General features: G+C 53.7%; 26 protein-coding genes and 1 pseudogene. 9 read left to right on the top strand and 18 right to left on the bottom strand.

From position 1 onward, the window contains the following. From QMZ65_RS07790 to QMZ65_RS07780, 3 genes and pseudogenes are all read left to right on the top strand, one after another. Positions 1–690 carry a type 1 glutamine amidotransferase domain-containing protein gene (locus QMZ65_RS07790; RefSeq protein WP_160833877.1) on the top strand — a complete coding sequence of 230 codons (690 nt, stop codon included), beginning with the start codon at positions 1–3 and terminating at the stop codon, positions 688–690. Positions 691–899: 209 nt separating this feature from the next. Then, a pseudogene (locus QMZ65_RS07785) lies at positions 900–1646 on the top strand (MFS transporter); the annotation flags it as partial. A gap of 280 nt (positions 1647–1926) precedes the next feature. Beyond that, positions 1927–2646 (top strand): dienelactone hydrolase family protein, encoded by a 720-nt coding sequence (locus tag QMZ65_RS07780; protein ID WP_058961380.1) that lies wholly within the window; start codon positions 1927–1929, stop codon positions 2644–2646. Between the two features lie 45 nt (positions 2647–2691). Here QMZ65_RS07780 and QMZ65_RS07775 read toward each other — a convergent pair whose 3' ends face one another. The 5 genes from QMZ65_RS07775 to QMZ65_RS07755 all read right to left on the bottom strand — a co-directional run bounded on the left by QMZ65_RS07775 (position 2692) and on the right by QMZ65_RS07755 (position 8055). Next, positions 2692–3831, bottom strand: coding sequence for an alpha-hydroxy acid oxidase (locus QMZ65_RS07775; protein WP_283215733.1), 1140 nt, complete (start codon positions 3829–3831; stop codon positions 2692–2694). A gap of 78 nt (positions 3832–3909) precedes the next feature. Continuing rightward, on the bottom strand, positions 3910–5160 hold the full coding sequence (locus QMZ65_RS07770; RefSeq protein WP_097119148.1) for a flavin-containing monooxygenase: 1251 nt from the start codon (positions 5158–5160) through the stop codon (positions 3910–3912). 124 nt (positions 5161–5284) lie between these two features. Further along, positions 5285–6103, bottom strand: a complete 819-nt coding sequence (locus QMZ65_RS07765) for an ABC transporter permease (RefSeq protein WP_160833882.1) — start codon at positions 6101–6103, stop codon at positions 5285–5287. A gap of 1 nt (position 6104) precedes the next feature. Further along, a complete protein-coding gene (locus tag QMZ65_RS07760; RefSeq protein WP_097119146.1) occupies positions 6105–6959 on the bottom strand; it encodes an ABC transporter permease in 855 nt (284 codons plus the stop codon). Between the two features lie 64 nt (positions 6960–7023). After that, a complete protein-coding gene (locus tag QMZ65_RS07755; protein WP_058961376.1) occupies positions 7024–8055 on the bottom strand; it encodes an ABC transporter substrate-binding protein in 1032 nt (343 codons plus the stop codon). A 344-nt stretch (positions 8056–8399) separates the two neighbouring features. Here QMZ65_RS07755 and QMZ65_RS07750 point away from each other — a divergent pair, with 344 nt between their 5' ends. After that, positions 8400–9362, top strand: a complete 963-nt coding sequence (locus QMZ65_RS07750; protein WP_097119145.1) for a LysR family transcriptional regulator — start codon at positions 8400–8402, stop codon at positions 9360–9362. 6 nt (positions 9363–9368) lie between these two features. On the opposite strand, the gene QMZ65_RS07745 is transcribed toward QMZ65_RS07750, so the two are convergent. The 11 genes from QMZ65_RS07745 to QMZ65_RS07695 all read right to left on the bottom strand — a co-directional run bounded on the left by QMZ65_RS07745 (position 9369) and on the right by QMZ65_RS07695 (position 18581). Next, on the bottom strand, positions 9369–10298 hold the full coding sequence (locus QMZ65_RS07745; protein ID WP_097119144.1) for a 2-hydroxyacid dehydrogenase: 930 nt from the start codon (positions 10296–10298) through the stop codon (positions 9369–9371). Continuing rightward, positions 10295–10744: a type II 3-dehydroquinate dehydratase gene (locus QMZ65_RS07740; protein ID WP_045815582.1), complete on the bottom strand. Its 450-nt coding sequence runs from the start codon at positions 10742–10744 to the stop codon at positions 10295–10297. Before QMZ65_RS07740 ends, QMZ65_RS07745 begins: the two co-directional genes overlap by 4 nt. Positions 10745–10756: 12 nt before the next feature. Further along, positions 10757–11371, bottom strand: a complete 615-nt coding sequence (locus tag QMZ65_RS07735; RefSeq protein ID WP_097119143.1) for a glutathione S-transferase — start codon at positions 11369–11371, stop codon at positions 10757–10759. After that, positions 11368–12363 carry an NAD(P)H-quinone oxidoreductase gene (locus QMZ65_RS07730; RefSeq protein ID WP_097119142.1) on the bottom strand — a complete coding sequence of 332 codons (996 nt, stop codon included), beginning with the start codon at positions 12361–12363 and terminating at the stop codon, positions 11368–11370. The genes QMZ65_RS07735 and QMZ65_RS07730 overlap by 4 nt, the downstream gene beginning before the upstream one ends. 3 nt (positions 12364–12366) lie before the next feature. After that, positions 12367–13515, bottom strand: coding sequence for an ABC transporter ATP-binding protein (locus tag QMZ65_RS07725; RefSeq protein ID WP_097119141.1), 1149 nt, complete (start codon positions 13513–13515; stop codon positions 12367–12369). A gap of 230 nt (positions 13516–13745) precedes the next feature. Then, positions 13746–14897 carry an acetylornithine deacetylase gene (argE, locus tag QMZ65_RS07720; RefSeq protein ID WP_097119140.1) on the bottom strand — a complete coding sequence of 384 codons (1152 nt, stop codon included), beginning with the start codon at positions 14895–14897 and terminating at the stop codon, positions 13746–13748. Positions 14898–14911: 14 nt separating this feature from the next. Then, positions 14912–15586, bottom strand: a complete 675-nt coding sequence (locus tag QMZ65_RS07715; protein WP_097119139.1) for a DUF1028 domain-containing protein — start codon at positions 15584–15586, stop codon at positions 14912–14914. A 2-nt stretch (positions 15587–15588) separates the two neighbouring features. Continuing rightward, positions 15589–16023, bottom strand: a complete 435-nt coding sequence (locus QMZ65_RS07710; RefSeq protein ID WP_045815588.1) for a RidA family protein — start codon at positions 16021–16023, stop codon at positions 15589–15591. Between the two features lie 145 nt (positions 16024–16168). Then, entirely contained in the window at positions 16169–17224 is a 1056-nt protein-coding gene (locus QMZ65_RS07705) for an NAD(P)H-dependent flavin oxidoreductase (RefSeq protein ID WP_283215732.1), read from the bottom strand. A gap of 70 nt (positions 17225–17294) precedes the next feature. Beyond that, on the bottom strand, positions 17295–17729 hold the full coding sequence (locus QMZ65_RS07700) for a DJ-1/PfpI family protein (RefSeq protein ID WP_283215731.1): 435 nt from the start codon (positions 17727–17729) through the stop codon (positions 17295–17297). A gap of 18 nt (positions 17730–17747) precedes the next feature. Further along, positions 17748–18581, bottom strand: coding sequence for a helix-turn-helix transcriptional regulator (locus QMZ65_RS07695; RefSeq protein WP_283215730.1), 834 nt, complete (start codon positions 18579–18581; stop codon positions 17748–17750). A 104-nt stretch (positions 18582–18685) separates the two neighbouring features. Between QMZ65_RS07695 and QMZ65_RS07690 the strand changes: the two genes are divergently transcribed. Next, positions 18686–19426, top strand: coding sequence for an AzlC family ABC transporter permease (locus QMZ65_RS07690; protein WP_097119136.1), 741 nt, complete (start codon positions 18686–18688; stop codon positions 19424–19426). Position 19427: 1 nt separating this feature from the next. Continuing rightward, positions 19428–19751 carry an AzlD domain-containing protein gene (locus tag QMZ65_RS07685; RefSeq protein WP_034824025.1) on the top strand — a complete coding sequence of 108 codons (324 nt, stop codon included), beginning with the start codon at positions 19428–19430 and terminating at the stop codon, positions 19749–19751. Between the two features lie 41 nt (positions 19752–19792). Here the strand turns inward: QMZ65_RS07685 and QMZ65_RS07680 are convergent, their stop codons facing one another. Beyond that, positions 19793–20851: an acyltransferase family protein gene (locus tag QMZ65_RS07680; protein WP_283215729.1), complete on the bottom strand. Its 1059-nt coding sequence runs from the start codon at positions 20849–20851 to the stop codon at positions 19793–19795. A gap of 312 nt (positions 20852–21163) precedes the next feature. Continuing rightward, positions 21164–22192 (bottom strand): LacI family DNA-binding transcriptional regulator, encoded by a 1029-nt coding sequence (locus tag QMZ65_RS07675; RefSeq protein WP_283215728.1) that lies wholly within the window; start codon positions 22190–22192, stop codon positions 21164–21166. A gap of 254 nt (positions 22193–22446) precedes the next feature. Here QMZ65_RS07675 and ascF point away from each other — a divergent pair, with 254 nt between their 5' ends. The 3 genes from ascF to yfiR all read left to right on the top strand — a co-directional run bounded on the left by ascF (position 22447) and on the right by yfiR (position 26116). Beyond that, complete coding sequence (gene ascF / locus QMZ65_RS07670) at positions 22447–23886, top strand: PTS cellobiose/arbutin/salicin transporter subunit IIBC (protein ID WP_160833891.1); 1440 nt, start codon at positions 22447–22449, stop codon at positions 23884–23886. Positions 23887–23902: 16 nt separating this feature from the next. Further along, on the top strand, positions 23903–25336 hold the full coding sequence (locus QMZ65_RS07665; protein ID WP_283215727.1) for a 6-phospho-beta-glucosidase: 1434 nt from the start codon (positions 23903–23905) through the stop codon (positions 25334–25336). 195 nt (positions 25337–25531) lie between these two features. After that, positions 25532–26116 (top strand): regulatory sequestration protein YfiR, encoded by a 585-nt coding sequence (gene yfiR, locus QMZ65_RS07660; RefSeq protein WP_097119131.1) that lies wholly within the window; start codon positions 25532–25534, stop codon positions 26114–26116.

The raw sequence follows: 26116 nt of genomic DNA, 5'->3' as shown, positions 1-26116 counted from the left end.
ATGAAAATTTTGATGGTTTTGACATCACATGACGCGTTGGGCAACACCGGCAAAAAAACCGGGTTCTGGCTGGAAGAGTTCGCCGCACCCTACTTCGTGTTTAAAGATGCGGGTGCCGAAGTGGTGTTGGCTTCTCCGGCGGGTGGACAACCGCCGCTGGATCCAAAAAGTGATTTACCTGAATTTCAGACTGCTATGACCGAACGTTTCAAATCTGATGCGGCGGCACAGCAGGCGCTGGCCAATACCGTGAAGTTGGCAAGCATTGATCAGCAGGATTTCGATACGGTCTTTTATCCTGGCGGCCACGGTCCACTGTGGGATCTGGCGGAGTCAGCAGACTCCATCCAGTTGATCGAATCTTTCGATCGTGCGGGTAAGCCGATGGGTTTTGTCTGCCATGCACCTGGCGCATTGCGCCATGTGAAAGCTGCGAGCGGCACCCCGTTAATTCAGGGTAAGCAGGTCACCGGCTTTACCAATAGCGAAGAAGCAGCCGTTGAGCTGACCGACGTGGTGCCTTTCCTGATTGAGGATGAGTTCATCAAACTGGGCGCGCATTATCAAAAAGGCACGGACTGGGCACCGTTTGTCGTACAAGACGGTCAGTTGATCACCGGGCAAAATCCGGCCAGCTCAGAAGATGTGGCGAAAGCGCTGCTGCTGCAACTGGCAGCACAACAGCCTTAATCGCGTTAAAGCGCATCACTGCTCTGGCGGTGATGCGCCCTCGTCTTATTAACCCTCCCATTAATGAATTTTGCTCATAGGTGCTAGTAGACTGGCGCACCTAATCAATCCCTTCCGCCTTTGTTAAGCTACCCCGCAATCCCTTTTCCATCACTGTATTCAAGCCCTGGCACCGCACAGGCCCCATCCTTTTCTTATAAAAGGACACTATGGATATCAAAACTGCAACGCATCCTCCGGATATGAAAACCGGCATCGCTTTTATTATTATTCTTAGCGCGCTGATGGCATTTACCTCGCTCTCAACCGACATCTATCTTCCGGCGATGCCCGCGATGTCAGCCGCGTTACACGGCGATTCGGAACTGACGTTCACCGGATTTCTGATTGGCTTTGCCATCGCACAGCTAATCTGGGGCCCGATTAGCGATCAACTCGGCCGAAAAACACCGCTATATATCGGGATGATTATCTTTGCTGTCGGCTCAGCGGGATGCGCACTCTCCAGCGACATGCCTCAGATTGTCTTCTGGCGTGTCATTCAGGCCGCTGGCGCCTGCACCGGCCCGATGCTGGCGCGTGCCATGATCCGCGACCTTTTCAGCCGCACGCGTGCTGCGCAGATGCTGTCGACGCTGATCATTGTTATGGCGATTGCCCCTATCGCGGGGCCATTAATGGGTGGGCAAATCATTCGTTACTCGCAATGGCCGGTGATTTTCTGGTTTCTGGCGGTAGTCGGCGCATAGATGTTCATATCACTGCTCTGGCTTCCTGAAACACTGCCGGCAGAAAAAAGGGTAACGGCGTCACCTCGGCAAATAATGGGTAATTATCGCACCCTGCTGCAAAATAAAAACTTTATGCGTTTTACCTTATGCGTGACTTTTTATTACGTTGCTGCTTACGCCTTTATTGTCGGTTCGCCTGCGGTGTATATCAGCTATTTCGGCATCACGGTAGTGGGATTGTTTCCTCACTGCTGCTGGCAGGGCTTAACAACGGTACGCCCTGGATTATGGTGAGCATTATGACGGTATTCACCCTGTTCAGTTTTCTTAGCACGCTTGGCGGAGGAAAAGCCCAGCCAAAAATGGCAGAAATTTAATGCTGAAGTGAAATGTTAAATATGACATTAAACATTTGGTGCGGTGAGCCCAGCATGCAATTGCTAAATCTAAAATAGTCGGTAACGTCGTGGCTTCATCTGCTAATAAAAATAAGCGAGCTTAATTAATGAGCAACATCCAGTCTTCATTCCTTTCTTACACCGTGGACAACGAGACATTTGAAGGTTATTTAGTTTACCAGGCTGATAATAACACTGCTCAACCGGGCATTGTTATTGCGCCCAATTGGATGGGGGCCACCACTGATGCTGCTGAACAAGCCAAAGCCATTGCCGCCCACGGCTATGTGGTGCTGGTAGCTGACCTGTACGGTCAGGGTCAACGCCCCACTAACGGCGAAGAAGCGGGTGCGATGATGATGGCAGTGAAAGACACCCCCGCCGAAGTGGCGCGCATGCAGGCAGCCCTCAGCGCATTGCGCACCCAAACCACCGCCCCCGTCAACGCCGATAAGGTTGCGGCTATCGGTTTCTGCTTCGGCGGCCATTGTGCGCTTGAACTGGCACGTAGCGGCGCGGACATCAAAGCGGCCGCCTCTTTCCACGGCACGCTGGATACCCAGGGCGCTTATGACAGTCATACTATCCAGGCTTCACTGCTGGTACTGGACGGCGCGGCCGATCCTCTTGTGCCGCGCGAGCAGCTAGCCGCCTTCGCCAATGAGATGAACAGCAAAGGCGTTGACTGGCAGCTGGTGAGCTTTGCCGGTGCGGTGCACTCCTTCACCGATCCAAAAGCCGATAATGCTGGCGTATCGCAGTATCATCCGGAAGTGACGCAGCGTGCCTTCAAACGCCTGTATCAATTGCTGGATGAAGTGTTTTAATGACGCGGCGGGAGGATGACTAGCCTCCCGCTATTTCCCCGTCTTTCAGCGCACGCGTAAAATCCCGCCATCAATGGCCGCTACACTGGTTTTGCCACAAAACGCCATCGACAGATCAAACTCGTTACGGATGATGCTTAGCGCTGTGGTCACCCCTTCTTCACCTAGCGCCCCCAATCCATACAGCATACTACGCCCGATGTAGGTGCCTTTGGCGCCTAACGCTATGGCTTTTAATACATCCTGCCCGGAACGAATGCCGCCATCAAAATGCACTTCTATTCGATCGCCGACCGCCTCCACAATTTCCGGCAGCAGTGTAATTGACGAAGACACGCCGTCCAGCTGACGCCCACCGTGGTTGGAAACAATCAACGCATCGGCACCCGCTTCGATCGCCAGTTGCGCGTCAGTGGCATCCATTATGCCCTTCACAATCAACTTGCCGCCCCAGTGCCGTTTAATCCATTCGATATCTTTCCAGGAGAGCCGCGGATCATACTGTTGTGCCGTCCACTCCACCATCGAGTCAATGTTATCCACACCGCTTACATGCCCGATAATATTGCCAAAATTACGATGCTTCGTATTCAGCATCTGCCAGCACCAGCGCGGTTTACTGGCAATATTGAGCACATTGCGCAGCGTCATTTTTGGCGGCGTGGAGAGGCCATTCTTGATGTCTTTATGACGCTGACCGAAGACCTGTAAGTCCATGGTCACCACCAACGCGCTGCAGTTAGCCGCTTTAGCGCGATCGATCAGATTTGCCACAAACTGCCGGTCACGCAATACATAGAGCTGGAACCAAAATGGATGCCCCTGTGTGGCCTGAGATACAGCTTCCAGCGAACAGATGCTCATGGAAGAGAGCGTAAAGGGAATACCAAATTTTTTGGCTGCGCGTGCCGCATGAATTTCACCATCGGGATGGATCATGCCGGTCAGTCCGGTGGGGGCAATCGCCACCGGCATCGCGACATCGTGCCCCATCATTCGGCTTGCCGTGCTGCGTTCGGCAATATCTACCGCGACACGCTGACGAAATTCGATGCGGCGTAAATCAGCTTCGTTGGCGCGATAGCTATATTCCGTCCAGGAACCTGCATCGACATAGTCGTAAAACATCTTTGGCACGCGTTTACGCGCCAGTTGCCGTAATTCTTCAATACAGGTAATGGTCACTTTTCCACCTGATAAAAAAGCGGCTAAACAAAAGAACATTTAGCCGCCTGCGATCACGCAAATACACACACAGATAACTTACGATTTCTCGTAGTCGGTATAGGCATTCTGTAGCACAATATGATCGGCAATATATTTTGCATCGTGCCACACGCCATAAATAAAGGAGGAGGCGCGATTCACCAGATTCGGTAAACCAAGGAAATAAATACCCCGCTCCGCTGAAATACCACGCTTATGGAAAGGCACGCCTTTCTCATCAAATGCATCCACCTGCAACCAGCTAAAATCAAATTTAAAACCTGTCGCCCAGATAATAGAGGTGATACCGGCCTCGGCCAGGTTTAATTTCGTTAAAGGATTAATCAGGCAGTCTGGATCGGATAATAATGCCCAGGCCTGTGGCTCCAGCGGCAGATCCAGACCATTACGCTCGATATAAGCATCGGCATCACGTAGTACGTCGAAATAAGCTTTATCACCTTCTGCAATATTCTCAGCCAGGCCATCAGCAAAGCTCAACACGCCGTTATCCCATTGCTGAGTAATACCCACCAGGGTAATGCCCATATGAGCCAGACGACGAAAATCAACCGTTTTACCGCCTTCATAGCCGCTCACGGCAAAGGCAACGTGCTGTTTTTTCGGCTTGATTTTCACTTCATCCCACAAGCCTAAAGCACCCAGCCACCAGCAGTAATCTCGGTCACGATAAGAGCGTGGTGGACGATAATGTTCGCCGACCGACAGATAGACTTTGCGGCCCGTTTTACCCAGCTCTTCCGCGATTTGTGAGCCTGACGCGCCCGCGCCCACCACCAGCACGCCGCCTTCTGGCAACTGCTGCGGGTTCTTATAGGAAGAGGAATGAATTTGATGCAGGTTGGCACTGTCCGGCACGATTTGCGGGAATGAAGGCTTCTGGAACGGCCCTGTTGCCGCCACCACATTATCTGCTTCAAATTCTCCAATAGAGGTCAGCACTTTGAAGCCGCTACGTCCCGGCAGACGTTCAACCTGATGCACTTCAACGCCAGTGCGCACCGGCGCATTGAGCATTTTGGCATAATCTTCGAAATATTGAGCCATGCGCTCTTTAGGAGGAAAAGCTTCCTGAGAAATATTATCGAATTTCATTGAAGGAAAACGATCGTGCCAGGCGGGGCCATTGGCGACCAGTGAATCCCAACGCTCTGAACGCCAGCGCTCTGCAATGCGGTTACGCTCAAATACAATATGCGGGACACCCATCAATGAAAGATGTTCACTCATTGCAATGCCCGCCTGACCTGCACCGACAATTACGGTATTAATTTTTTCTACTGACATGTGGAATCCCTAAATAGATTTTAACGCGATGGGTTATTCATCATCGTAATCATTGTTCGTGTTAACGCTAAGCAAGCTTTTTTAATTCAGCGCTTCGGTAAAACCAAAGCGCACAGATTCATGATTAGTGGCGGGCTTCAACGTTTAATATCTTGCCAAGGCCCAAAAACTTATTCGCAATAATCAGCATGGCTGCCGTTACCGCAATATAAATCACTGACAGCGCGGCCAGCGTTGGGTCGGCAAATTCACGCACATAGTTGTACATGGCGACCGGCAAGGTCTGTGTTGCCTGGGTGGTAATAAACAGCGACGCGGTAAATTCATTAAAAGAAAGAATCGCAGCAAACATCCAGCCACCAAACAGGCCCGGTAAAATCAACGGCACCGTAATGGTCCACACGACCCGCAGTGGCGAAGCACCCAGACTGGCTGCCGCCATTTCAATACGCTGTTCGAGGTTCTTGAGCGAAACGTAGACGCTGCGCAATACAAATGGCAGCACCAGCACAATATGGCAGAAAATCACCAGCGGATAGCCGCGCCCGAGGCCCAGCTGTGAGACCAGCATCAGCAGTCCTAAACCGATAGTGAAATGCGGGATAAACAGTGGCGACAGTAAAATGCCTTCCAGCACGCGCTTACACGGAAAGGAATAGCGCTCAATGGCAATCGCCAGCGTTGCACCAATGATCACTGCCAGCGAAGATGCCCACGCGGTGACGATCAGTCCGGAATAAAAGCCGTGACGAAAATCATCGTAATTCACCGCACGCTCGAACCAGCGCAGCGACCAGCCTTTGGGCGGGAAAAACAGGACCGCAGTGCTGCTGAACGAAGAGATAAACACCACAACGGTGGGCAGCATGACAAAAATGAGGATGGCGGCCACCAGCAAACGTCCGGCCAGCGTCACCAGTTTATCGTTCATCGAACGGGTCATATTAATGTTCTCCCATAGCGTGCAGGAAGCGGGTCAGGCGTTTCAATGCCATCAGCAGCAGGATGGTCAGAATCAAGCCGGCAATACTCAGCGCGGCGGCAAACGGGAAGTTCATTGACGAGAAACCAAGCTGATACACCATGGTTGCCACGGTGCTTACGCGTCCGCCACCAATCAACTGCGGCGTGGCGAAAGCACTAAAGGTCCAGGCAAATGCCGTGGTCAGACTGGCCACGATACCTGGGATCGATAGTGGAATCGTCACCGTCAATAAGGTACGAACGGGTCCGGCACCGAGACTGGTTGCCGCTTTTTCATAGTCAGGGTTGATATGCGACAGCGCCGTGGCCAGCATCAGCACCATGATCGGCATGGTGACGTGCACCAGTGCTACCACCACGCCGCTCTGGGTGAACATAAACTGAATCGGTTTTGAGATGATGCCGAGTGCCAGCAGCAGGCTGTTCAGGAAGCCACTGTTTCCCAACACGATAATCCACGAGTAGGTACGCACCACTTCACCGAGAAACAGCGGCGTAATCGCGATAATCAGAATCGTCGATTTGATCCAGGTGGTGCGCGTGCGCACCAGCGCATAGGCCAATGGGTAACTCATCAGCAGGCCAAAGATGGCAGTTTTGGCACTTAACATCACCGTGTTAATAAAAGCATCGGCGTAAATGCTTTTCAGCAGTCCGTTAAAGTTAGCCAGGGTAAATCCGCCCACGTCGAGCGAACCGGGAATATAAGCCCGCACGCTAAACTGCATCACCGCGAACATGGCCACAACCAGTCCGAGTGCTGTCAGTGTGGCGGGAATAATGAACCAGGGTAAGAATGTCGGTTTTCTCGTCATAGACGTTGCTGCCTGAATAAAGTGTTGCTTGTGGGCGGCCTGGTGGCCGCCCGTGATGAACCAATCAGTGAGACATGATGTTTTCAGAGAACCACTGGCGCCATTCGGCTGTTTTCTCGGCACGCAGTTGTGGATCGGTGTTGATGGTGGCATTCCACTGAGCTGGCGTGGTCAACATGCCAGGCAATTTCGCCAGTTCAGGATCGATATGCGCGTTGGTCACCGTTGGGCTGCCACGATAGATCTTCGCCACCTGCTCCTGAATTTCCGGTTTCAGCGCGATATTCATAAACTTGTAGGCCAGATCGGCGTGTTTGGTCCCTTTGTTGATGCCCACGGTGTCCACACCCAAAATGGCACCCTCTTTCGGTATCGCCAGTTTGATGTTCACCCCTTCGGCCATCATGCTGTAGGCATTCATCGACAGCATCACCTGCACTGGTGTTTCACCGGTGGAGATCAACTGCTGGCTGTTGGCGTCATCGGTATAGAAGGATTTGATGTTCGGAATCAGCGCTTTCATCTTCGCTTCGCCCTGCTGCCAGTGTGCGGCATCAGCCCCGGAGAGTTTGGCGGAAACGGCAATGATATGGCTTGGGTCCCAATCTGGCAGGGCCAGCGTGCCCTTCAGCTCTGGTTTCCACAGGTCATTCCAGCTGGTGAAGGTTTCACCTTTCGGTACCAGATCCGGGCGATAGCCGATGGTATAGACATAGCCCCACACGCCGAGGTGATACGGGCTGACCTTCGCCTGCTCAACCAGATTCACCGCGTTAGGAATTTTGCTCATATCGAGCTTTTCAAACAGGCCGCTGTTGGCATACAGATAGCCGACGTGCGCGGTGGTAAAGGTCACATCCGTCTCCGGTGTGCCACCCGCCAGCTTGGCTTTGTTCAAACGATCAATGGTGCCGCCGGTGACAAACTGCACCTCGACGCCGGTTTCTTTGGTGAACTCTTTGGCGATGGTTTCATCAATCAGGTCTTTAAAGCTGCCGCCCCAGGTGCTGACAATCAGCTTGTCGGCGGCCATTGCATTACCTGCAGTTAATACACTCGTCGTCAGCAACGTTAAGGCAAAAATCTTACGCAACATATTCTCGTCCCCAATGAATGAAATGGCTGTAACAGCAATGTGAAACGCGATGCACCAAAACAGTGCTATCGGACTCTTCTGGTGTTGCTGGGATAATGCCGTCGCGAGGTGATTCGGTAAAACAGCCTTTTCCTCGCCCTTGCATCAGAATTTCTGAGGCTAAAAAGGACGCTGCTTTACAACGGATTTTCTTAACCAGTGATGAGGCAGAAGCGAATGGGCGTGACAGAGCGGTCAGGCGATTATGCTGTTAGCTGGCCTCTGGCATGATTAATGCAGGGTCATCGGGACTATTAGAATGACTGGCGCGACATGATCGCGTCGGCGATCCCAGGAGAATCTGCATGCTCAGTCGCATCACCCAGCGTCAGCTGGAATACTTTGTCGCGTCCGGTGAGGCCGGAAGCATTATTGGTGCCTCGGAACGTATTCACGTTTCATCACCGTCGATTTCCGCAGCTATTACACATATTGAATCTGAGCTGGGGGTGCAGCTGTTTGTGCGTCACCATGCGCAGGGCGTCTCCCTGACGGCTATTGGTCATCAAGTGTTAAAAGAGGCCAAGCTGATTCTGGATCAGATGAACAATCTCTATACCATCGCCTCTGAGTCACTCAACAACGTGCGTGGTCCTCTGCGTGTGGGCTGTCTGGATACGCTGGCACCGATGCTGACGCCGGAACTGGTGTTTGGCTTTGGTCGCGCATTTCCTGGCGTGCGTATCACCCTCGTCGAAGGCAACCACGAGCAATTGCTGAAGCAATTACGCTCGGCAGATATCGACATCGGCCTCACTTATGATTTAGTGCCGGCCAATGACGTGGCGTTTAAATCCCTGGCGCAGTTGCCGCCGTATGTGATGGTGGGCGAACATCATCCATTGGCGACACAATCGGCGGTAACCATTCAGGACCTGGCAACGATGCCGATGGTGTTGCTGGATATGCCATGGAGCCGCGAATATTTCCTCGGCCTGTTCAGTGAAGCGGGTGTGGCGCCAAATGTGGTGATGCGCTCGAGCAATATGGAAGTGGTACGCGCCATGGTGGCCAACGGCGTCGGATTTGGCATTGCCAACGTGCGCCCGAAAGCGCACCTGTCACAGGATGGCAAACGACTGATCCGGGTGCGCCTTGCGGGGGTGAATAAGCCGATGCAACTCGGCTATGCCACCATGGCTAACACCCAGCAATCCATGGTGGTGAACGCCTTTGCCGAACGTTGCCAGATGTTCATCTCCGATCAATACATTCCGGGCATGGCAGCCCCGAGCTATTTCGACCCGCAAGTGGTGCGCGTGGCCTGAACCCGCTTAGTATCCGCGTTCCGGGAACACCTGATTGGATACCGCTTCCCCGCGCGCGGCGCGCTGAATATTTTCAGCAACCTGTAACGCTGCGCTGGCGGGAATGGCGACCGAGGCCAGATGGGGGGTGATTAACACATTCTCCATACGCCACAGCGGATCTTCCGGCGGCAACGGTTCGCGGTCAAACACATCCAGCGTAGCTTCGGCAATATCTCCCAATTGTAGCGCGCAGGTCAGCGCAGCCTGATCTACAATCGCGCCGCGTGACACATTGATAAAGGCCGCCCCCTTTGGCAGTTGCGCCAGCCGTTGTTGGCTGAGCAAACCGGTGGTACTCGGCGTTAATGGCAACATCACGACCAAAATGTCGCTCTGACTGAGGAAATCATCCAGCGATGCCAGCCCGCTGCTGCATTCAATACCGGCAATGTTTTTTTGTGAGCGTGACCAGCCACGCACAGCAAACCCCTGCCGTGCTAATTCCTGCGCGGCAAAAGCCCCCAACTCTCCCAAACCCATCACGCCAACCCGTACGCTTGATGGCACCCGAGGATGAAGATAGTGCCAGCGCCGCTCGCGTTGCGCCCGTTCAAATGCAGGGATGTCGCGCGCATAGCGCAGCACCGCGAACAGCACATAGCCAGCCATCATCCTGGCCATATCAGGATCGGACAGGCGGATAATCGGGATATCCGGCAGGTCATCGCGTCCTACCAGCGAATCAACACCCGCACCGAGATTCACCAACAGCTTAAGATTGCGGTACGGGGCAAAAAAACCGTGCGGCGGTTTCCACGCCAGCGCGAAGTGCACGTCATTGGCGTCCAGAACCTCCTCTGCTCGGCAAATTGTGACACCGGGCAGATGTGGTGCCAGCAGTGCTGACCACTCGGAGTAACTGTCAAACTCGCTGTAAAACACCAGGGTTGTCATGCCACATCCGCCTTGATGAGGGTGACCACCGCATCAATGGCCAGTTCGTAGCCCAACACGCCGAGTCCAGCTATCACACCGGTTGCCGCTTTGGATACCATGGAGTGATGGCGGAACGGCTCACGCTTCCAGATATTGCTCATGTGCGCTTCGATGATCGGGCCATCAAACATCAGCAATGCATCAAGAATTGGCACTGAGCTGTAGGTCAAACCGGCGGCATTGATAATCAGCCCGGCGGCGTTTTGTCGCGCTTCCTGAATCCAGTCGACCAGGACGCCCTCATGGTTACTTTGACGAAAGTGCAATACCACGCCATGTGATGCTGCGCGGCGCTGGCAACGTTCGCCGATGCTGACAAAACTCTCGCTTCCGTAGGTGCCGTTTTTATCCAGGCCGTACAAATTGGCATTGGGTCCATTCAGAAAATAGATTTGCTGTGACATGAAAACTCCTGATTAAACGTGCGGACGCGTTGCGGCCATTGCCGGATGAGCATCAAAACGGGCGAACCATGCGGCAGTCAGCGGATAGCTATCACGCCAGTTAAGCGTTGCGAAACGAAAATCGAGATAGCCCAGTGCACAGCCAATTGCAATCAAACCAATATCATCAGGCTGCGGGCTGAATTGCGAAACCTGTCGTTCGATTTCTGCCAGAGCGGCGGTGACTTTTTTTAACTGCGCGTCGGCCCAGTTTTGCCACTGTTTCTCTTCCGGACGCGCGCTAAATTCGTAGCGGGCCAATAAAGCGGCATCGATTAAGCCATCGCCTAATGCCTGTCGTGTCAGGCTTTGCCAGCGTGCATCCCCGGTTGCGGGGAACAGCGTGCCTTGTGACAGCGTGTTCAGATATTCACAAATGACGCGGCTGTCATACAGACAAAGTCCATGATGGGTTCGCAATGCGGGCACTTTCGCCAGAGGATTAAATGCCGCGATCCGTTCATCCCGTTCGACAGGATGTGCCGCCGAATCCAGCCACACGATCGCGTCGGCTAACCCCAACACCTGTGCACAGACCATGACTTTACGCACATACGCCGAGGTGCTGGCGTAAAAGAGCTGCATCATGGCGCCACCTTTAACAGCACTTTGCCGATGTTGGCGTTGGCTTCAAGAATGCGATGGGCGTCGGCGGCCTGTGCCAGCGGTAATGTCGTATGAATGATCGGGGAAATTTTTCCGCTCGCCATCAGTGGCAACAGGTGTTTGCTGATGTTTTGCGCCAGCCGTGCTTTCTCTACGGCGCTTTTGGGACGCAACGTGGATGACGTCAGGCTTAACCCTTTGCGCATCACCAGCTGTAAGTCGAGCTCAACTTTCGCCCCCTGCATAAACGACAAACTCACGTGGCGTCCGCCTGGTGCCAGAGCGCTGAGGTTACGCACCACGTAATCGCCGCCTACATTATCCAGCACCACATCCACACCGCGGCCCTGGGTTTCATCCTCAATAACGAAAACAAAGTCTTCGTGATGTCGGTCAATGGCTCGACAAACACCGAGTTGCTGCAGCGCGGCGATTTTATCGGCACCGCCCGCGGTGGCGAATACCTTTGCTCCGCACGCCTGAGCGCATTGAATCGCAAAGGTCCCGACGCCGCTGGCAGCACCATGGATCAATACGGTTTCACCCGGTTGCAGACGGCCCAGCTCAAACAGGTTATGCCAGACGGTAAATGCGGCTTCCGGCACGCCAGCGGCATGATCCAGCGGCAAGGTATGCGGGACGATCAGGCAGAGTTCGGCACGCGCGACACAATAGTCGGCGTATCCGCCACCGTTGAGTAACGCCATCACGGCGCTCCCGATTCTCGGGTATTCGACACCCGCGCCGAGTGCGACCACGGTGCCTGAGACTTCCAGCCCGAGAATATCGGTGGTGCCTGGCGGTAGCGGCATACCGTTACGCTGCATAATATCCGGGCGATTAACGCCGGCACAGCTGACGCGAATCAACACTTCTCCAGCCGCCGGTTGCGGCACAGGACGGCTGACTGATGCCAGTACTTCAGGACTGCCGGGCTGGCGTGCTATTACGGCGTTCATCATTTCAGGTAACATCGATTATCCTTGCTTCGCCGCGCTAAACGCACAAACACCTTCATCATCAACGCTCACGCCCACCACACTGCCTACCGGCCAGCGCGTCAGGGATTCGAGTCCCGATTGGCGCGCAAATAATGCCGCGCTGCCCAGTGCTGGCGCATCAAGATGTACATCCACATGATCACCCTGGAAAACATGGGTAATCACCGTGGCACTGAACAGGGAGTGGGGGCTCAACGGTGCCAGTTGCAGGTTTTCTGGGCGCATGTAGACATCAAGACGTTCGCCCACATGGGCATTTACTCGCTCTGACGGAAGACGCAGTTTATTGCCACCTAGCTCTATAACGGCGGTGCTGTCGCGGCCAGCGTAGTGGCCTGGCAAGATATTCACATCGCCGACAAATCCCGCGACAAAAGGATCCTGCGGACGGCGATAGATGTCATCCGGGGTACCAATCTGGCGAACGTGTCCAGCAGACATCACCACTACCCGGTCACTCATGCTCAGCGCTTCGCCCTGATCGTGGGTGACAAATACCGTGGTGACGCCGAGTTTGCGCTGAATAGCTTTTAACTCGACCTGCATCGATAAACGCAGATTTTTATCGAGTGCGGAAAACGGCTCATCCAGCAGCAGCACTTTCGGGCGAATCACCAGAGCGCGCGCCAGGGCAACACGCTGCTGCTGCCCACCAGAAAGTTCACGCGGCTTACGCTGACCGTAGCCCGCCAGTTTAACCAGCGCTAATGCCTGTTCTACACGCTCAGCGATTTCCGCCTTGGGTACACCGCGCATACGCAAACCATAACCAACATTCTTCTCCACGGTCATATGCGGGAACAGTGCGTAGTTCTGGAAGACGATACCGATTTCACGCTGGTAAGGAGGGATCTCGGTGACCAGATCGCCATCAATAAAGATCTCGCCGCCATCTGCTTCGGCAAAGCCTGCCATCAGGTTTAGCAGTGTGGTTTTGCCACAGCCTGATGGGCCGAGCAGCGTAATAAACTCACCCTCTTCGATGGTTAACGAAATTTTGTGTAGCGCTATGGCATCGCCAAAGCGTTTAAGTACGCCATCCAGTTGCACGGCAACGTTGGCTTTATTGGCTACAGGATGCAGCACGTCGGGCTGCGGGAACGGGGTGACTTCTGCACTGACCATGGACTCTCCAGAAACGGGCTATCTTTGCTTACCACCAGCATACGGTGAATGCGTGCATCATGCGGTTAGTGCTTCCTGAAGCTGGTGTTTGGAAAAGTTAAAGCAGGCAAATTGGCTGGGCGCGGCCTGATAACCGCGCCCTTCAGCCTGGTGTGTGATTGATGAAAACAAGAACGAGATAACTGAAGGGTGCGGCTCAATAAGCCTGCGCAATGAGTGACAGTGTCACTTTATAGACACATCCACTCCGCTAACCGCCGCAACATGGCATCGCAGGCGGTCAGCTGTTCCAGGCTGATAAACTCATCGGGTTTGTGCCCTTGCGCCATACTGCCAGGACCGCAGATCACACATGGGATACCAGCCTGATGGAACAAGCCGCCCTCGGTGCCAAAGGCCACCGTGCTAAAGCTGTCGGTACCGGTTAGGTGCGCAATCAAACGCGCTGCGGGACTCTCCGCGTCAGTATATAAACCGGGATAGCCACTGATAGATGTGAAACGAATCGACGTGTCGCGATTGACGGCCTGCATCCGGGGCAACAGGTCGCGCTGTGCGTAACGCTCCAGTTCGTCGGCTACCTGTTGCGCATCATCTTTGGGTAAGGTGCGAACTTCAAAATCAAAACTACATTCTGCAGGCACAATATTCAGCGCCCGCCCGCCCTGAATCACGCCGGTTTGCACGGTGGTATAAGGCGGATCAAAACGCGCATCCTGATTTTCCGCAGCAGCCAGTCGCTCACCCATCTCGGTTAGTCGATGAATCAATTTCGCTGCGTACTCGATAGCATTCACGCCTTGTGGCGCATAAGCAGAGTGGCACGCCGCGCCCTGCACTTCACATCGCATGCCCAGTTTGCCTTTGTGGCCTAAAACCGGTTGCAGCTCGGTGGGTTCGCCGATGAGGCAAATGTCCGGCTTTTCCGGGCGCTGCGCTAACGCATCCAGCAAGGTTCTGACGCCGAGGCAACCCACTTCTTCGTCATAAGAGATCGCCAGATGCAGCGGCTGAGTGAGAGGTTGTGCCAGAAAATGCGGTACGGCCGACAGCATACAGGCGATAAATCCCTTCATATCCGCGGTGCCGCGCCCGTAGAGTTTGCCGTCATGCTCGGTCAGCGCAAAAGGCGGAACGCTCCACGCTTGCCCATCTACAGGCACCACATCGCTGTGCCCTGAGAGCATCACGCCGCCCTTGCCTGCGGGACCGAGCCTCGCATACAGATTGGCTTTGCTGCGCTCAGCGTTATGAATCAGTTCGCAGTTCACACCCAGATCGGTCAGATAGCGCCAGACAAAATCGATCAGCGCCAGATTGGACTCACGGCTGGTGGTATCAAAGGCCACCAACTGAGCCAGTAACGTACGGCTGGTCACCATAGAAGCTCCTTGCATCACTCGTCGCCGGGTACGCCATAGCTGGGGGCTTTGGTGGGATCCAATGCGCGGATCACGTAATCCTGCATCTGAGGCTGATAGGCCTGCCACAGGGTGTTGAGCTCCTCAATGGGATCGGCCTCGGTCCAGTCAACGCGCAGATCAACAATAGGCCAGGCTGGTTCAGCTATTATCGACAGCGCAGCCGAATGTACTGGCCCGGCCTCACCTCCCGCCTTCATACCTGCCTGCATGGCACAGATCAGGCGATCGGCGAGGTGCCCCTCGCTCCGCTCAAAGGCGTTTACCATCGCGACGATTACCTCGGGATTGGCGAGTAAATTTCCTGCCGCCACGCAATCCACACCACTCAACGCATGGTTCACTCCCAAGGTTTTTTCTCCGCTGAAGCAGGCACTTTGCCCATCAGCCGCCAGCACGGTGACCTGGCGATATTGATGATATTCGTCAGACGCCAGCCCGGCGGCTAAGGCGGCCTGAGCAGATTTTCCCTGCTGCAACTGGTCAAGAATGCGCGGGCCCAGCGCCGGTAAGGTGATGTTCTGTGTGGAAACGGCGCCCACCTGGGTGCGTAACCAAGGGCAGCGCGCGCCGACGGCAATACTGGATGAGCTAATGGCGATACCCATCTGACCGGTCTCGGCACAGCGTCCTACAATTGATAACGTCATGATCAGGCTCCTGCTTGTGGCTGCCAGTCGTCCGGGATAACCGCGATTACATCAATTTCCATCAGCCACTGCGGCTGACCCAGCCCTGAAATCACCAGTCCGGTTGAGATCGGATACACACCCTTCAGCCATTTACCCACGACCTGATAAACCGGCTCACGATAACGCGGGTCAATAATATAGGTGGTGGTTTTGACGATGTGTGACAGGTCGCTGCCCGCCTCTTCCAGCAGCTGCTTGACGTTTTTCATCGCCTGATCGGCCTGTGCAGCCGGATCGCCAAGCCCAATCAGATTGCCCTCGAAGTCAGTGCCAATCTGACCGCGTACGTAAACGGTATTCCCGGCACGCACAGCCTGGCAAAGATCGTTGTCGAGGTTTTGGTTAGGGTACGTTTCTTTGGTGTTGAATTTGCGGATGCGTGTATGTGTGCTCATGTCTGCCTGCGGAGATGGATGGATGTCCCGCAAGGTATACCGCGCGACGCGCAGCAGACAAAACAGCATTAACCGAGGTGTTGGTTTTGAAAATCCTAATCCAGTGAATCAATGGCTATCTGCCATGAATGGCAGATAGTTTTCGTTAGCTTTGCCACTTATTCATCAACAATGACACCAGCTCACCCGCAGGCATTTCCCGCGCCAGTGCTGCACCCTGCCCAGCCCACTGCGCGCCAAAGCCGTGGTGCTGTTTCGCCGCAGCCGCTGCGGCCAGCGCTTTGCCCAGCGAATAGGTCAACGGATAATCCGGTACATCACTGGTGGCGAAGTCACGACTAAAATCGCAGAAATCATTGCGTAAACAGCGCGCCTGACGTCCAGAAATCGCAGCGGTAAGTTCGGTGCCGGTTGCACTGGCCTGTTTCATTGCCGCGCGATAAGCCGCGTTTGCCGCCGATTCCGGGCATAACACAAAGGCGGTACCCAACTGCACACCGGTTGCGCCCAGTTGCAACATGGCAGCGATACCTGAACCCTCCATGATGCCACCCGCGGCAATCACCGGATGCGCAGTTTGCTGACGGATCGCCTGCACCAGGGTGAAGGTCGACATTTGATGGTCGAAAGCCTGAGGATCAAAATGCCCGCGATGCCCGCCTGCTTCAATCCCCTGCGCCACGATGAAATCAATGCCGCTGCGCGCGATGGTCAATGCTTCTGCCACACTGGTCGCGGTGGCCAGCAACACGATCCCACGCTCCTTGAGTCGTTGAATCACTGCCGCAGAAGGGATGCCAAAATGAAAGCTCACTGCTGCCGGCGCCGCCTGCTCAATCACGTTGAGCATCGCGTCATTATTCAGGAAGGTTTGATAGATCTCCGAGAGAGTCGAAGGTAACTCGGCTTCATAACGCGCAAACAACGGCGCAAAGCGATTAATCCACGCCTGCTCGCGTTCAACGTCGCGTACCCCTGGCGCATGGCAGAAGAAATTAACGTTGATGGAGCCTCGGGTGAGCGCCTGCGTTTGCGCGATCATCACAGCTGCCTGTTCGGGAGTGGAGGCCCCCACACCGATAGAACCTAGCGCACCGGCATTGGTGACGGCGGCGGCCATTTCAGGGGTGGAGACGCCCGCCATCGGTGCCTGAATAAGCGGGTATTGCAGCTGAAGCGCCTGACACAGGGCGTTCGTCATGTTTCTATTCCTTTGATTTTGCAGTTGGGCAAACCTAAACTCCCCTTCTGTGGCAGAGAATCGGCATGACTCACCACTTCAACTTTTTGGCTGATGATTGGCCTTTCATCACGCCAGCCTGAATCAATGCAAAGACACCGGTACATAAGCCGACCAATGGCGTGCCAAACTGCGCGGCAAGGCGAATATCATCCAGCGCGCGATGATCGGTTTTGTCCTTCTCATCCTGAACCCCGCCAATCACCACGATGTAGTCAAAATGTTCTGGGTTCTTGAGGGCTTCACAGGGCGAGATCACCGCGCCACAGCTTGAAGTCGCTTCATTGCCAGAGCTGGACATGAACGTCCAGCTACAGCGCAGCTGACGGCTGCGATCGCCTTCATCGGCGGCGAGACGCAGGCAATCCACAAAAGCCGCAAACGGCAGCAGCGTAAAGCGGTTCAGCAGGACGAAACCGACCGACAGCGGCGTCGCCTGTTCAATGGGTTTGTTACGGGAAGTCATGGCAAGATCCTCGCTCCATCATTGCGATGCCGCCGCAAATGCACCCGGTGTAACGCCAAAATGGGCGCGGAATTTCTTGATGAAGTGGCTCTGGTCGAAGAAGCCCACTTCACTGGCGGTGTGCGCGGCATCGAAGCCTTGTGACAGCAGTCGTTTTGCCCGCATCAGGCGAATCTGCGTGAGGTATTGATGTACCGACAAGCCAGTCAGCTTCTGAAAGGTGCGCATAAAATGGTATTCGCTTAGCCCGGCGACGGCGGCGATTTCACTAACCGCCAGCGGCTGATGGTAATCGCTGTGCAGAAAATCGATTGCCTGCCGAATATCGGCGCGTAACGCATGCCGCTCACCGCCTTTTAACGTGCGTTCGCCGTGTTGACGGATTAACGCGCTCAGCACCTGAAACAGCGCACACTCTTTTTCCACTGCGTCCGGACTTTCTTGCATCACGGCGGAAGCCTGCAACATCTGCTGCGCCAGCTGCGGATCGTAACGCATCCCTTCCGCACCAAAATTGAGTTCACCTTTGCCGCCGATCTGTGACTCCGCAATTTCATTGACCAGTGTGGCGGAAGGATAAAACGCGCAGTAATCCCATCCTTCCTCACGCTGGACCGCTTCACCGGTGTGCACCTCCCCCGGCAGAATCACCATCACCGTGCCAGCGGCGGCAATCCCCTGTTGACGGCAAATGCGGGTACGTTGTGCCCCTCGGGCAAACGCCGCGATCACGAACTCGTTGTGGAAGTGTGGCGGATAACTGTGCTCGTAGCAGCGTGCACGCAGGATTTCCATACCGCCGTGCATACCACGGTCACGCCACAATTTGATGTCATCACGTTTTTCCTGCATCACAAATCCTTCGCTGATGTACTCCAGGAGCAGGATTTTACTATAGCCTTGCGCATCGTGGCTTAAAATTGGTGCATCTGTTGAGAAGGTTTTGGAAAATTGTCATGTCGTTGAATAGTCACACCCTGCCGAAACACAGCGATCCACTGAGTTTTCGCGCGGGTTTTATCGCCTGTTTACCTACCGTGCCCGGTTACCTGAGCATCGGTTTTGCTGCGGGTGCCATTGGCACGCTGGCCGGTTTCTCCGTATTGCAAACCGCGCTGCTGGCGACGCTGCTCTACACCGGTTCGGCGCAGTTCTTATTTTATTCGCTATGGGCAGCAGGCGCGGAAATGACCTCGGTGGTGCTGAGTGTGATGCTGGTTAATCTGCGCTACTTGCTGATGAGTTCAGCGATTAGCGTGTTCTTCCGTGGCCAAAGTGGCTGGCAGAAAGTCGTCAGCGGCCTGCTGCTCACCGATGAGACCTTCGGCGTCGCGGTACAGCACGGCAGCCAGCACGGCAAAATCGCCTTTGCCTGGATGTTTGGTCTTAACCTGCCCGCCTGGCTGAACTGGATTATTGCCTGTGTGATTGGCGCTTATGCCGCATCTGCCGTCCCTGAATCGCTGATGGCCGGATTGAGTTTTAGTCTGGTATCGATGTTTATCGGGCTGATTCTAATGACGTGGTTTGCCAGCCGCCGCAAATGGCTGGAGACGCTGGCGATTGTGGTTGCGGTGCTGGTGACCTATTTTTCTGCGGGACATCTGGATCTCAGCGTAGTGGTGATAATCGCCGCCTCAATGGCCGCCAGTCTGGCCACGCTGCTGTTACGCATGAAATACAAGGAGGGGAAATAACATGGAGCGTAATGTCCTGATGACCATTGTGGTTGCCGCGCTGATCACAGCGGTGATGCGCGTTGGCCCGATTCTGCTGCTTTCCCGCTTCCGACTCGCCCCGCTGGCGCAACAGTGGCTGAGCTTTATCCCGGCGGGCATTATGGCGGCCATTGTCACGGCCGAGTTGATCGAAAAGCCGGCGTTAACCGCTTCAGGTTTGAGTTTATCGTTACTGGCAGCGCTGATTGCGGCGATCACCGGCATCGTGACGCGCGGTTTGTTTGCCACCGTGCTGGCTGGCATGGTGGCGTATACTGCGCTGCGTTACGGGTTTGGTTTGTAACGTGAAGCATCGGGTGCGGGATTAACACCGCACCCATTTTATTACCCCACCTCTGGTGCCGGTGTCCGCTTGCCCTTCAACATATTTCTCAACGCCGGTTCAAGATATTTGGTGATAAACCAGGCCAGATAATACAGCCCGGTGGCGACCACTATTGGCATGAGCAACATGATCATCTCACTTTTAATGTGCACGTTGAGTTTTATCAGCATGGCAATCATGAGGTTTTCGTGTATCAGATAAAACGCGTAACTGGCAAAACCTATCGCGGTGAAGAATCGAAGTGATAACAGACGCTCAAGCTGTTTAGAATAAAAACTGGCAATGAAGAACAACATCACTATCAGCAGCGGGATCACCGTCAGCACCCCGGCATTCTTGACGTAATAGCTGAAATTAATCAGCATGGCAAAAGCCACAATCGCATAATGAAGCACTTTGTCACGGCCATGCATTCTTTCATACACCAGGCAGCCGATCATAAACCACGCGTAGTGAATAAAACCAAACTTAGCAATAACATCAATGAAAATGGGATGACCTAAAGATTTTAATACCGAGGAGGCGGACAGCAGTAACATGGGCACCAGCAAGCCCGGCAAGCAATATTTCCGTCCCAGTGTAAAATAGATGCCACCAATAATCAGATAGAATACCGCTTCAACGTACAGCGACCAAAATGAACCCGCCATCGAATTAAATTCAATACCGGTTATTTGTGTCAACGTTTCAGGATTAGTGAAGATCAGCCCAGGTAGCAGATTCCTGACATAGGGTGTCATAGCTGACCATTCCGGGAAAAACCCACCCACAGCATAGAGTAACAAACTGGCAATCAGCATTGCCGGAAACAGTCGCAGCCAGCGTTTTTTCAGGAAGCTGAAATAGCTATCAGACTTATCCAGCGTCATAAATATGACAAAGCCGGAGATCATGAAAAACAACTCAACACCAAGCCAGCCGAAAGAAAAAACTGGAATATGTTGTGTGAGGTTTACATAGGGCAAGAGTTCTGGCCAACGTGCATACGCGTGGTAACCAATCACCATTAAGATGGCAAGACCGCGCATTCCGTCAAGATGCTTGATGCGTGCGTGCATAATTCCCTCAGGAAAGATGTCCGGATGTGTAAATTCAACTTAGCACTGACAATTATTTACTCACAATAAGACTTATTCTGATTAAATTATACACCGAATGCATTTAACTAATAGAATATACAATTAAACCTCACTTTAATTTGGACTTTCCAATTCAAAATAGAATGCGATTGAATGCACTAAATACAACCGCCCCCTTTTTAACGCCTCTGATTTTGGATGGTTAATATACCAATGATTAGCAAAGGCATTGAGGCTTGATAAAAGATTTCAAGTAGTGGCGTTAATGATTGCGACACCAACTTGGGTCATTCAAACAACGTTTTCACTGACATAAGGCCCAGGCCCGACGGATTCTCGCATCATCACTTCACCCGAGAAGCGCTGGCGATTGCGCATTTCGCCCCCGTCGAGCATCGATATCAGCCTTGCAAGCGTTTCCTGAATCATCTCGGTCACCGGCATTTTCACGCTAGAGAGCGATGGAACGGTAAAGGGGGCCAGCGGAATATCATCAAATCCCAGCACGGAGACCTGAGCCGGAACCGCAATGTTGTGCGATGCCAACGCTTTTAACGCTCCTACCGCCATATCATCATTACTGGCCACCAGTGCGCTAAACGGACTGCCCTGGTTTAACAAGGTTTCAACCGCCGCTATGCCGTTTTGCGCCTGCCACTTCCCTTCAATAATCAACGCTTGCTGGACGGGAATTTGGTGCTTTGCCAGCGCCGATTGGTAGCCGGCCAGGCGCTCACGGCCGGTGGGCGAATCGAGCGAGCCGGTAATAAAGGCAATGTCACGATGCCCCAGTTTGATTAACGCTTCAACGGCGTCGGCGCTGGTGCGTTGTTGATCGGCGTAAATACAGTAGCTGTCGTGTTGCCGCAGACGACGGTTGATCACCAGAATCGGATGCGAGTGCTGATCGATGATAGCGTCCATTTCTTCAATGGTGAGAAAGCGCGGATAGATGATGACGCCGTCACAGCGCAAATCGAGCAAAAATTGAATCGCAGCACGCTCCTCTTCCGCACTGTGTTTGCCATCCACCAATAGCAGTTGTCGCCCCTGCTGCTCCATCAGTCGGGCGGAATGCTGCATGAGCTCAGTAAAATAGCTGCCGGAATAGAGGGTATTGGTGATCACCAGACCAATGGTCTGGCTCGACTTGGTTGCCAGATTTCGCGCCAGTAAATTGGGGCGAAAACCGGTTGCCGCGATAGCCTTAAACACCAATTCCCGCTTCTCTTCGCTGACATAACCGTTGCCGGACAGCACACGTGACACCGTGGCTTTCGATACGCCTGCGACCTTTGCCACCTCAACTATGGTTGCCATTTTTCACTCTGATTTACGCTCGTATCGCTGAAGTTTACCTAAGTCGCGAATTATGCGGAGAATTTTTTCACCGTAATGTTTGCCCGCTCCTCACCTCGTTATCGATCACTATCACACTTTTAAACATCAAATTTTAAACTCCTTGCCTGGTAATGATTTCATATTCATGATTTTGTGAAACCGGTTTCTCATGACTCGCAATAGATATGCGGGCAAACGTACCCCTACTCAAAAAAATCAGAGACCTACAATCCATGGCTAAAAATTATGCTGACGTTTCACGCGCCATCGTGGCTTCGCTCGGCGGCTTAACCAATATTGAAGCCGTCACGCACTGCATGACGCGCCTGCGTTTCGTGCTACGCGATACTACCCTGATCGATAACGCCACGCTGAAAGCGATTCCGGGCGTGATGGGCGTGGTGCATACCGATACGCAATGCCAGGTGATCATTGGCAATAACGTCAATCTCGCGTATCAGGAAGTGCTTAAACTCGGTACACCGAATAGCGATAACAGCGCCCCAGTGAAACGCAAAATCACTCTGCGCAGCATTGGCGCGGGCATTCTTGATGCGCTGGTGGGCACCATGTCGCCACTGATCCCGGCGATCATCGGGGGATCGATGGTCAAGCTGCTAGCAATGGTGCTGGAGATGGGCGGTGTACTGGAGAAAGGTTCGTCTACGCTGGTGATCCTGAATGTCATCGGTGACGGTGCCTTTTTCTTCCTGCCGGTAATGGTGGCGGCCTCGGCGGCACTGAAGTTCAAAACCAATATGTCATTGGCGATTGCGATTGCCGGCGTGCTGGTGCATCCCAACTTTATTGATTTGATGGCCAAAGCGGCACAAGGCCAGGTCGTGGAGTTCGCCTATATCCCGGTGACGGCGGTGAAATACACCTACACCGTCATCCCGGCGCTGGTGATGACCTGGATCCTGTCGCACATCGAATACTGGGTGGATCGCTTTACCCCTGCGGTCACCAAAAACTTCCTCAAACCGATGCTGATTGTGCTGATCGCCGCACCGATTGCCATTGTGCTGATTGGCCCGCTAGGCATCTGGATTGGTAGCGGTATTTCAGCGCTGGTTTACACCATTCATGGCTATCTCGGCTGGTTATCCGTAGCGATTATGGGCGCGTTATGGCCGCTGCTGGTGATGACCGGCATGCACCGCGTCTTCACCCCGACCATCATTCAGACCATCGCGGAAACGGGCAAAGAAGGCATGGTGATGCCCTCTGAAATCGGCGCCAATCTGTCACTCGGCGGGTCATCGCTGGCCGTAGCCTTCAAAACCAAGAATCCGGAATTGCGTCAGACCGCTTTTGCCGCAGCGGCTTCAGCGATCGTGGCTGGGATCTCGGAACCCGCGCTGTATGGTGTTGCGGTGCGACTCAAACGACCACTGATCGCCAGCCTGATCAGCGGATTTATCTGTGGCGCGGTAGCCGGCATCGGCGGGCTCGCCAGCCACTCCATGGCCTCACCCGGCTTGTTTACCAGCGTACAGTTTTTTGATCCGGCCAACCCGATGAGCATTGTGTGGGTGGGTGGCGTGATGGTGTTGTCGGTGGTGCTTTCATTTGTTCTGACCCTGATTCTTGGCTTTGAAGATATTCCGGTGAGTGAAACAGCGCAGCCTAAACCGGTTGTGGATCCTGCTAAAGCCGTCAATGTGAATTGATTAACTGAGGTTTTTTATGTCTGAAGTGACATTTCCAGAGGGATTTTTATGGGGCGGCGCGTTAGCCGCTAATCAGTCGGAGGGGAGCTATCTGGCGGGCGGTAAAGGCTTAACCACGGTGGATATGATCCCGCATGGCGAACACCGTATGCCGGTCAAACTCGGGCTGGAACCGCGCTTCACCTTGCGTGATGATGAATACTATCCGAGCCACCATGCCATCGATTTTTATCGTCGCTATAAAGATGACATCGCCTTGATGGCGGAAATGGGCTTCACGGTGTTTCGCACGTCCATCGCCTGGAGCCGCATCTACCCGAAAGGTGATGAGTTAACGCCAAATCCTGAAGGTATCGCTTTCTATCGCAGCCTGTTCGAAGAGTGCCAAAAATATGGCATCACGCCGCTGGTGACGTTATGCCATTTTGACGTACCGATGCATTTGGTTACCGAGTACGGTTCATGGCGCAACCGCAAGATGATTGAATTCTTCGCCCGCTACGCCCGCACCTGCTTTGACGCTTTCAACGGGCTGGTGAAATATTGGCTGACGTTTAACGAGATCAACATTCTGCTGCACAGCCCGTTCTCTGGCGCTGGCCTGGTCTTCGGACCAGAGGATAATCGAGAACAGGTTAAATACCAGGCGGCGCATCATGAACTGGTCGCCAGTGCGCTGGTGACGAAAATTGCACACGAGATTGACCCCGAAAATCAGGTCGGCTGCATGCTGGCGGGCGGCAATTTCTATCCGTGGTCATGTAACCCTGAAGATGTCTGGGCGGCGATGGAAAAAGATCGCGAGAACCTGTTCTTTATCGATGTGCAGGCGCGCGGTGCCTATCCTTCCTACGCAGCACGCGTGTTCCGCGAGAAAGGCATTGAGATTGAGTGGCAGGACGGTGATGCAGAACTCCTGCGTCATACCGTGGATTTTGTCTCCTTCAGCTACTACGCGTCGCGCTGTGCCTCAGCCGATATGAACGAGAAAAACAGCAGTGCGGCGAACGTGGTGAAATCGCTGACCAACCCGCACATTCCCCGGAGCGCATGGGGCTGGGGCATCGATCCCTTAGGCCTGCGCATCACCATGAACATGATGTACGACCGCTATCAAAAGCCGCTATTTTTGGTGGAAAACGGCCTGGGGGCGCGCGATGAAATCGATGCCAACGGCGAGATTCATGACGATTACCGTATCAGCTACCTGAAGCAGCACATTCAGGCAATGGGCGAAGCGATAGCCGATGGCATCCCGGTGATGGGCTACACCACCTGGGGATGCATTGATCTGGTCGCAGCCTCAACGGGCGAAATGAGCAAACGCTATGGCTTTGTTTACGTCGATCGTGATGACCAGGGTAATGGCTCACTGGCGCGCACCCGCAAAAAATCTTTCTGGTGGTATAAAAAAGTGATTGCCAGCAATGGCCGCGATTTAAGTGAATAATCTTTGCGATTCACTGCCGGGCGATGTTAGTTCGCCCGGCATGTTTATATAAATACTGCTTCAATTTCTCTATTAATGATTGGATCTGATTATCCTGCCAGAGTAAATAGTCCGCGTTTTACGCTATTGAACACCTGTACTCTTTTATAAATGCCGATGGTACTATTTGCGGGTTGAATCCAGCGGAATAGCGTCATGTTACGTTTTGAACCTCGTCTTCACCCTCGTGAAGTTTTATTTCTGCTTTTGGCTCAGCTTAAAGCCGCGCTGATCTGCATCGGTTCGCTGGCACTGTTGATATTGCCGCTATCCCTGCCTGCCGCTGCGGCGCAAAACCCCGCGACGAAAGATGACAAAGCCAACCGTATTGTCAGCGGCATCATTAGCTTCACCCGCTGGCCAGCGTTGCACGACGCCCCACAGTTGTGTGTGTTCAATTCTGCGCGCCACGTCAATTTTCCTGCCAGTGCCACCGCGACAGCGCTGCCCTTTAGCGTGGTCTATCTCAACAGTGAAACCGAGTTAGCCAGCAATCGCTGTGATGCCCTCTATTTCGGCGATCAGTCGCCGCAGCAACAGACCGAATTGCTCAGCCTGGAGAAAGGCCACGCCGTTCTCTCTCTGGCTGAAAATAATACCGATTGCGCCATTGGAGCTGCTTTCTGTCTTATTTTTAATGCCGATCATCCGATGTTTGCCGTAAACCTTGATTCACTGGCTCGCAGTGGCGTTCGCGTGAGTCCGGATGTGTTATTGCTGTCGCGCAAAGGAAGCCAATAA

Origin of the sequence: Pantoea sp. EABMAA-21 (assembly GCF_030053335.1) — a bacterium.
In the GTDB taxonomy this organism is placed as follows: Bacteria; Pseudomonadota; Gammaproteobacteria; order Enterobacterales; family Enterobacteriaceae; genus Pantoea; species Pantoea communis.
Note: the sequence above shows the minus strand (reverse complement) of the source record. Positions and strands in the feature narration are given on the sequence as shown.

What these genes read in the sequence shown, in the direction of transcription:
- QMZ65_RS07790 (WP_160833877.1), top strand. Translation starts at nt 1, where the DNA reads ATGAAAATTTTGATGGTTTTGACATCACATGACGCGTTGGGCAACACC.
- QMZ65_RS07780 (WP_058961380.1), top strand. Translation starts at nt 1,927, where the DNA reads ATGAGCAACATCCAGTCTTCATTCCTTTCTTACACCGTGGACAACGAG.
- QMZ65_RS07770 (WP_097119148.1), bottom strand. Translation starts at nt 5,160, where the DNA reads ATGTCAGTAGAAAAAATTAATACCGTAATTGTCGGTGCAGGTCAGGCG.
- QMZ65_RS07765 (WP_160833882.1), bottom strand. Translation starts at nt 6,103, where the DNA reads ATGACCCGTTCGATGAACGATAAACTGGTGACGCTGGCCGGACGTTTG.
- QMZ65_RS07760 (WP_097119146.1), bottom strand. Translation starts at nt 6,959, where the DNA reads ATGACGAGAAAACCGACATTCTTACCCTGGTTCATTATTCCCGCCACA.
- QMZ65_RS07755 (WP_058961376.1), bottom strand. Translation starts at nt 8,055, where the DNA reads ATGTTGCGTAAGATTTTTGCCTTAACGTTGCTGACGACGAGTGTATTA.
- QMZ65_RS07750 (WP_097119145.1), top strand. Translation starts at nt 8,400, where the DNA reads ATGCTCAGTCGCATCACCCAGCGTCAGCTGGAATACTTTGTCGCGTCC.
- QMZ65_RS07745 (WP_097119144.1), bottom strand. Translation starts at nt 10,298, where the DNA reads ATGACAACCCTGGTGTTTTACAGCGAGTTTGACAGTTACTCCGAGTGG.
- QMZ65_RS07740 (WP_045815582.1), bottom strand. Translation starts at nt 10,744, where the DNA reads ATGTCACAGCAAATCTATTTTCTGAATGGACCCAATGCCAATTTGTAC.
- QMZ65_RS07735 (WP_097119143.1), bottom strand. Translation starts at nt 11,371, where the DNA reads ATGATGCAGCTCTTTTACGCCAGCACCTCGGCGTATGTGCGTAAAGTC.
- QMZ65_RS07730 (WP_097119142.1), bottom strand. Translation starts at nt 12,363, where the DNA reads ATGTTACCTGAAATGATGAACGCCGTAATAGCACGCCAGCCCGGCAGT.
- QMZ65_RS07725 (WP_097119141.1), bottom strand. Translation starts at nt 13,515, where the DNA reads ATGGTCAGTGCAGAAGTCACCCCGTTCCCGCAGCCCGACGTGCTGCAT.
- argE (WP_097119140.1), bottom strand. Translation starts at nt 14,897, where the DNA reads ATGGTGACCAGCCGTACGTTACTGGCTCAGTTGGTGGCCTTTGATACC.
- QMZ65_RS07715 (WP_097119139.1), bottom strand. Translation starts at nt 15,586, where the DNA reads ATGACGTTATCAATTGTAGGACGCTGTGCCGAGACCGGTCAGATGGGT.
- QMZ65_RS07710 (WP_045815588.1), bottom strand. Translation starts at nt 16,023, where the DNA reads ATGAGCACACATACACGCATCCGCAAATTCAACACCAAAGAAACGTAC.
- QMZ65_RS07705 (WP_283215732.1), bottom strand. Translation starts at nt 17,224, where the DNA reads ATGACGAACGCCCTGTGTCAGGCGCTTCAGCTGCAATACCCGCTTATT.
- QMZ65_RS07700 (WP_283215731.1), bottom strand. Translation starts at nt 17,729, where the DNA reads ATGACTTCCCGTAACAAACCCATTGAACAGGCGACGCCGCTGTCGGTC.
- QMZ65_RS07695 (WP_283215730.1), bottom strand. Translation starts at nt 18,581, where the DNA reads ATGCAGGAAAAACGTGATGACATCAAATTGTGGCGTGACCGTGGTATG.
- QMZ65_RS07690 (WP_097119136.1), top strand. Translation starts at nt 18,686, where the DNA reads ATGTCGTTGAATAGTCACACCCTGCCGAAACACAGCGATCCACTGAGT.
- QMZ65_RS07685 (WP_034824025.1), top strand. Translation starts at nt 19,428, where the DNA reads ATGGAGCGTAATGTCCTGATGACCATTGTGGTTGCCGCGCTGATCACA.
- QMZ65_RS07680 (WP_283215729.1), bottom strand. Translation starts at nt 20,851, where the DNA reads ATGCACGCACGCATCAAGCATCTTGACGGAATGCGCGGTCTTGCCATC.
- QMZ65_RS07675 (WP_283215728.1), bottom strand. Translation starts at nt 22,192, where the DNA reads ATGGCAACCATAGTTGAGGTGGCAAAGGTCGCAGGCGTATCGAAAGCC.
- ascF (WP_160833891.1), top strand. Translation starts at nt 22,447, where the DNA reads ATGGCTAAAAATTATGCTGACGTTTCACGCGCCATCGTGGCTTCGCTC.
- QMZ65_RS07665 (WP_283215727.1), top strand. Translation starts at nt 23,903, where the DNA reads ATGTCTGAAGTGACATTTCCAGAGGGATTTTTATGGGGCGGCGCGTTA.
- yfiR (WP_097119131.1), top strand. Translation starts at nt 25,532, where the DNA reads ATGTTACGTTTTGAACCTCGTCTTCACCCTCGTGAAGTTTTATTTCTG.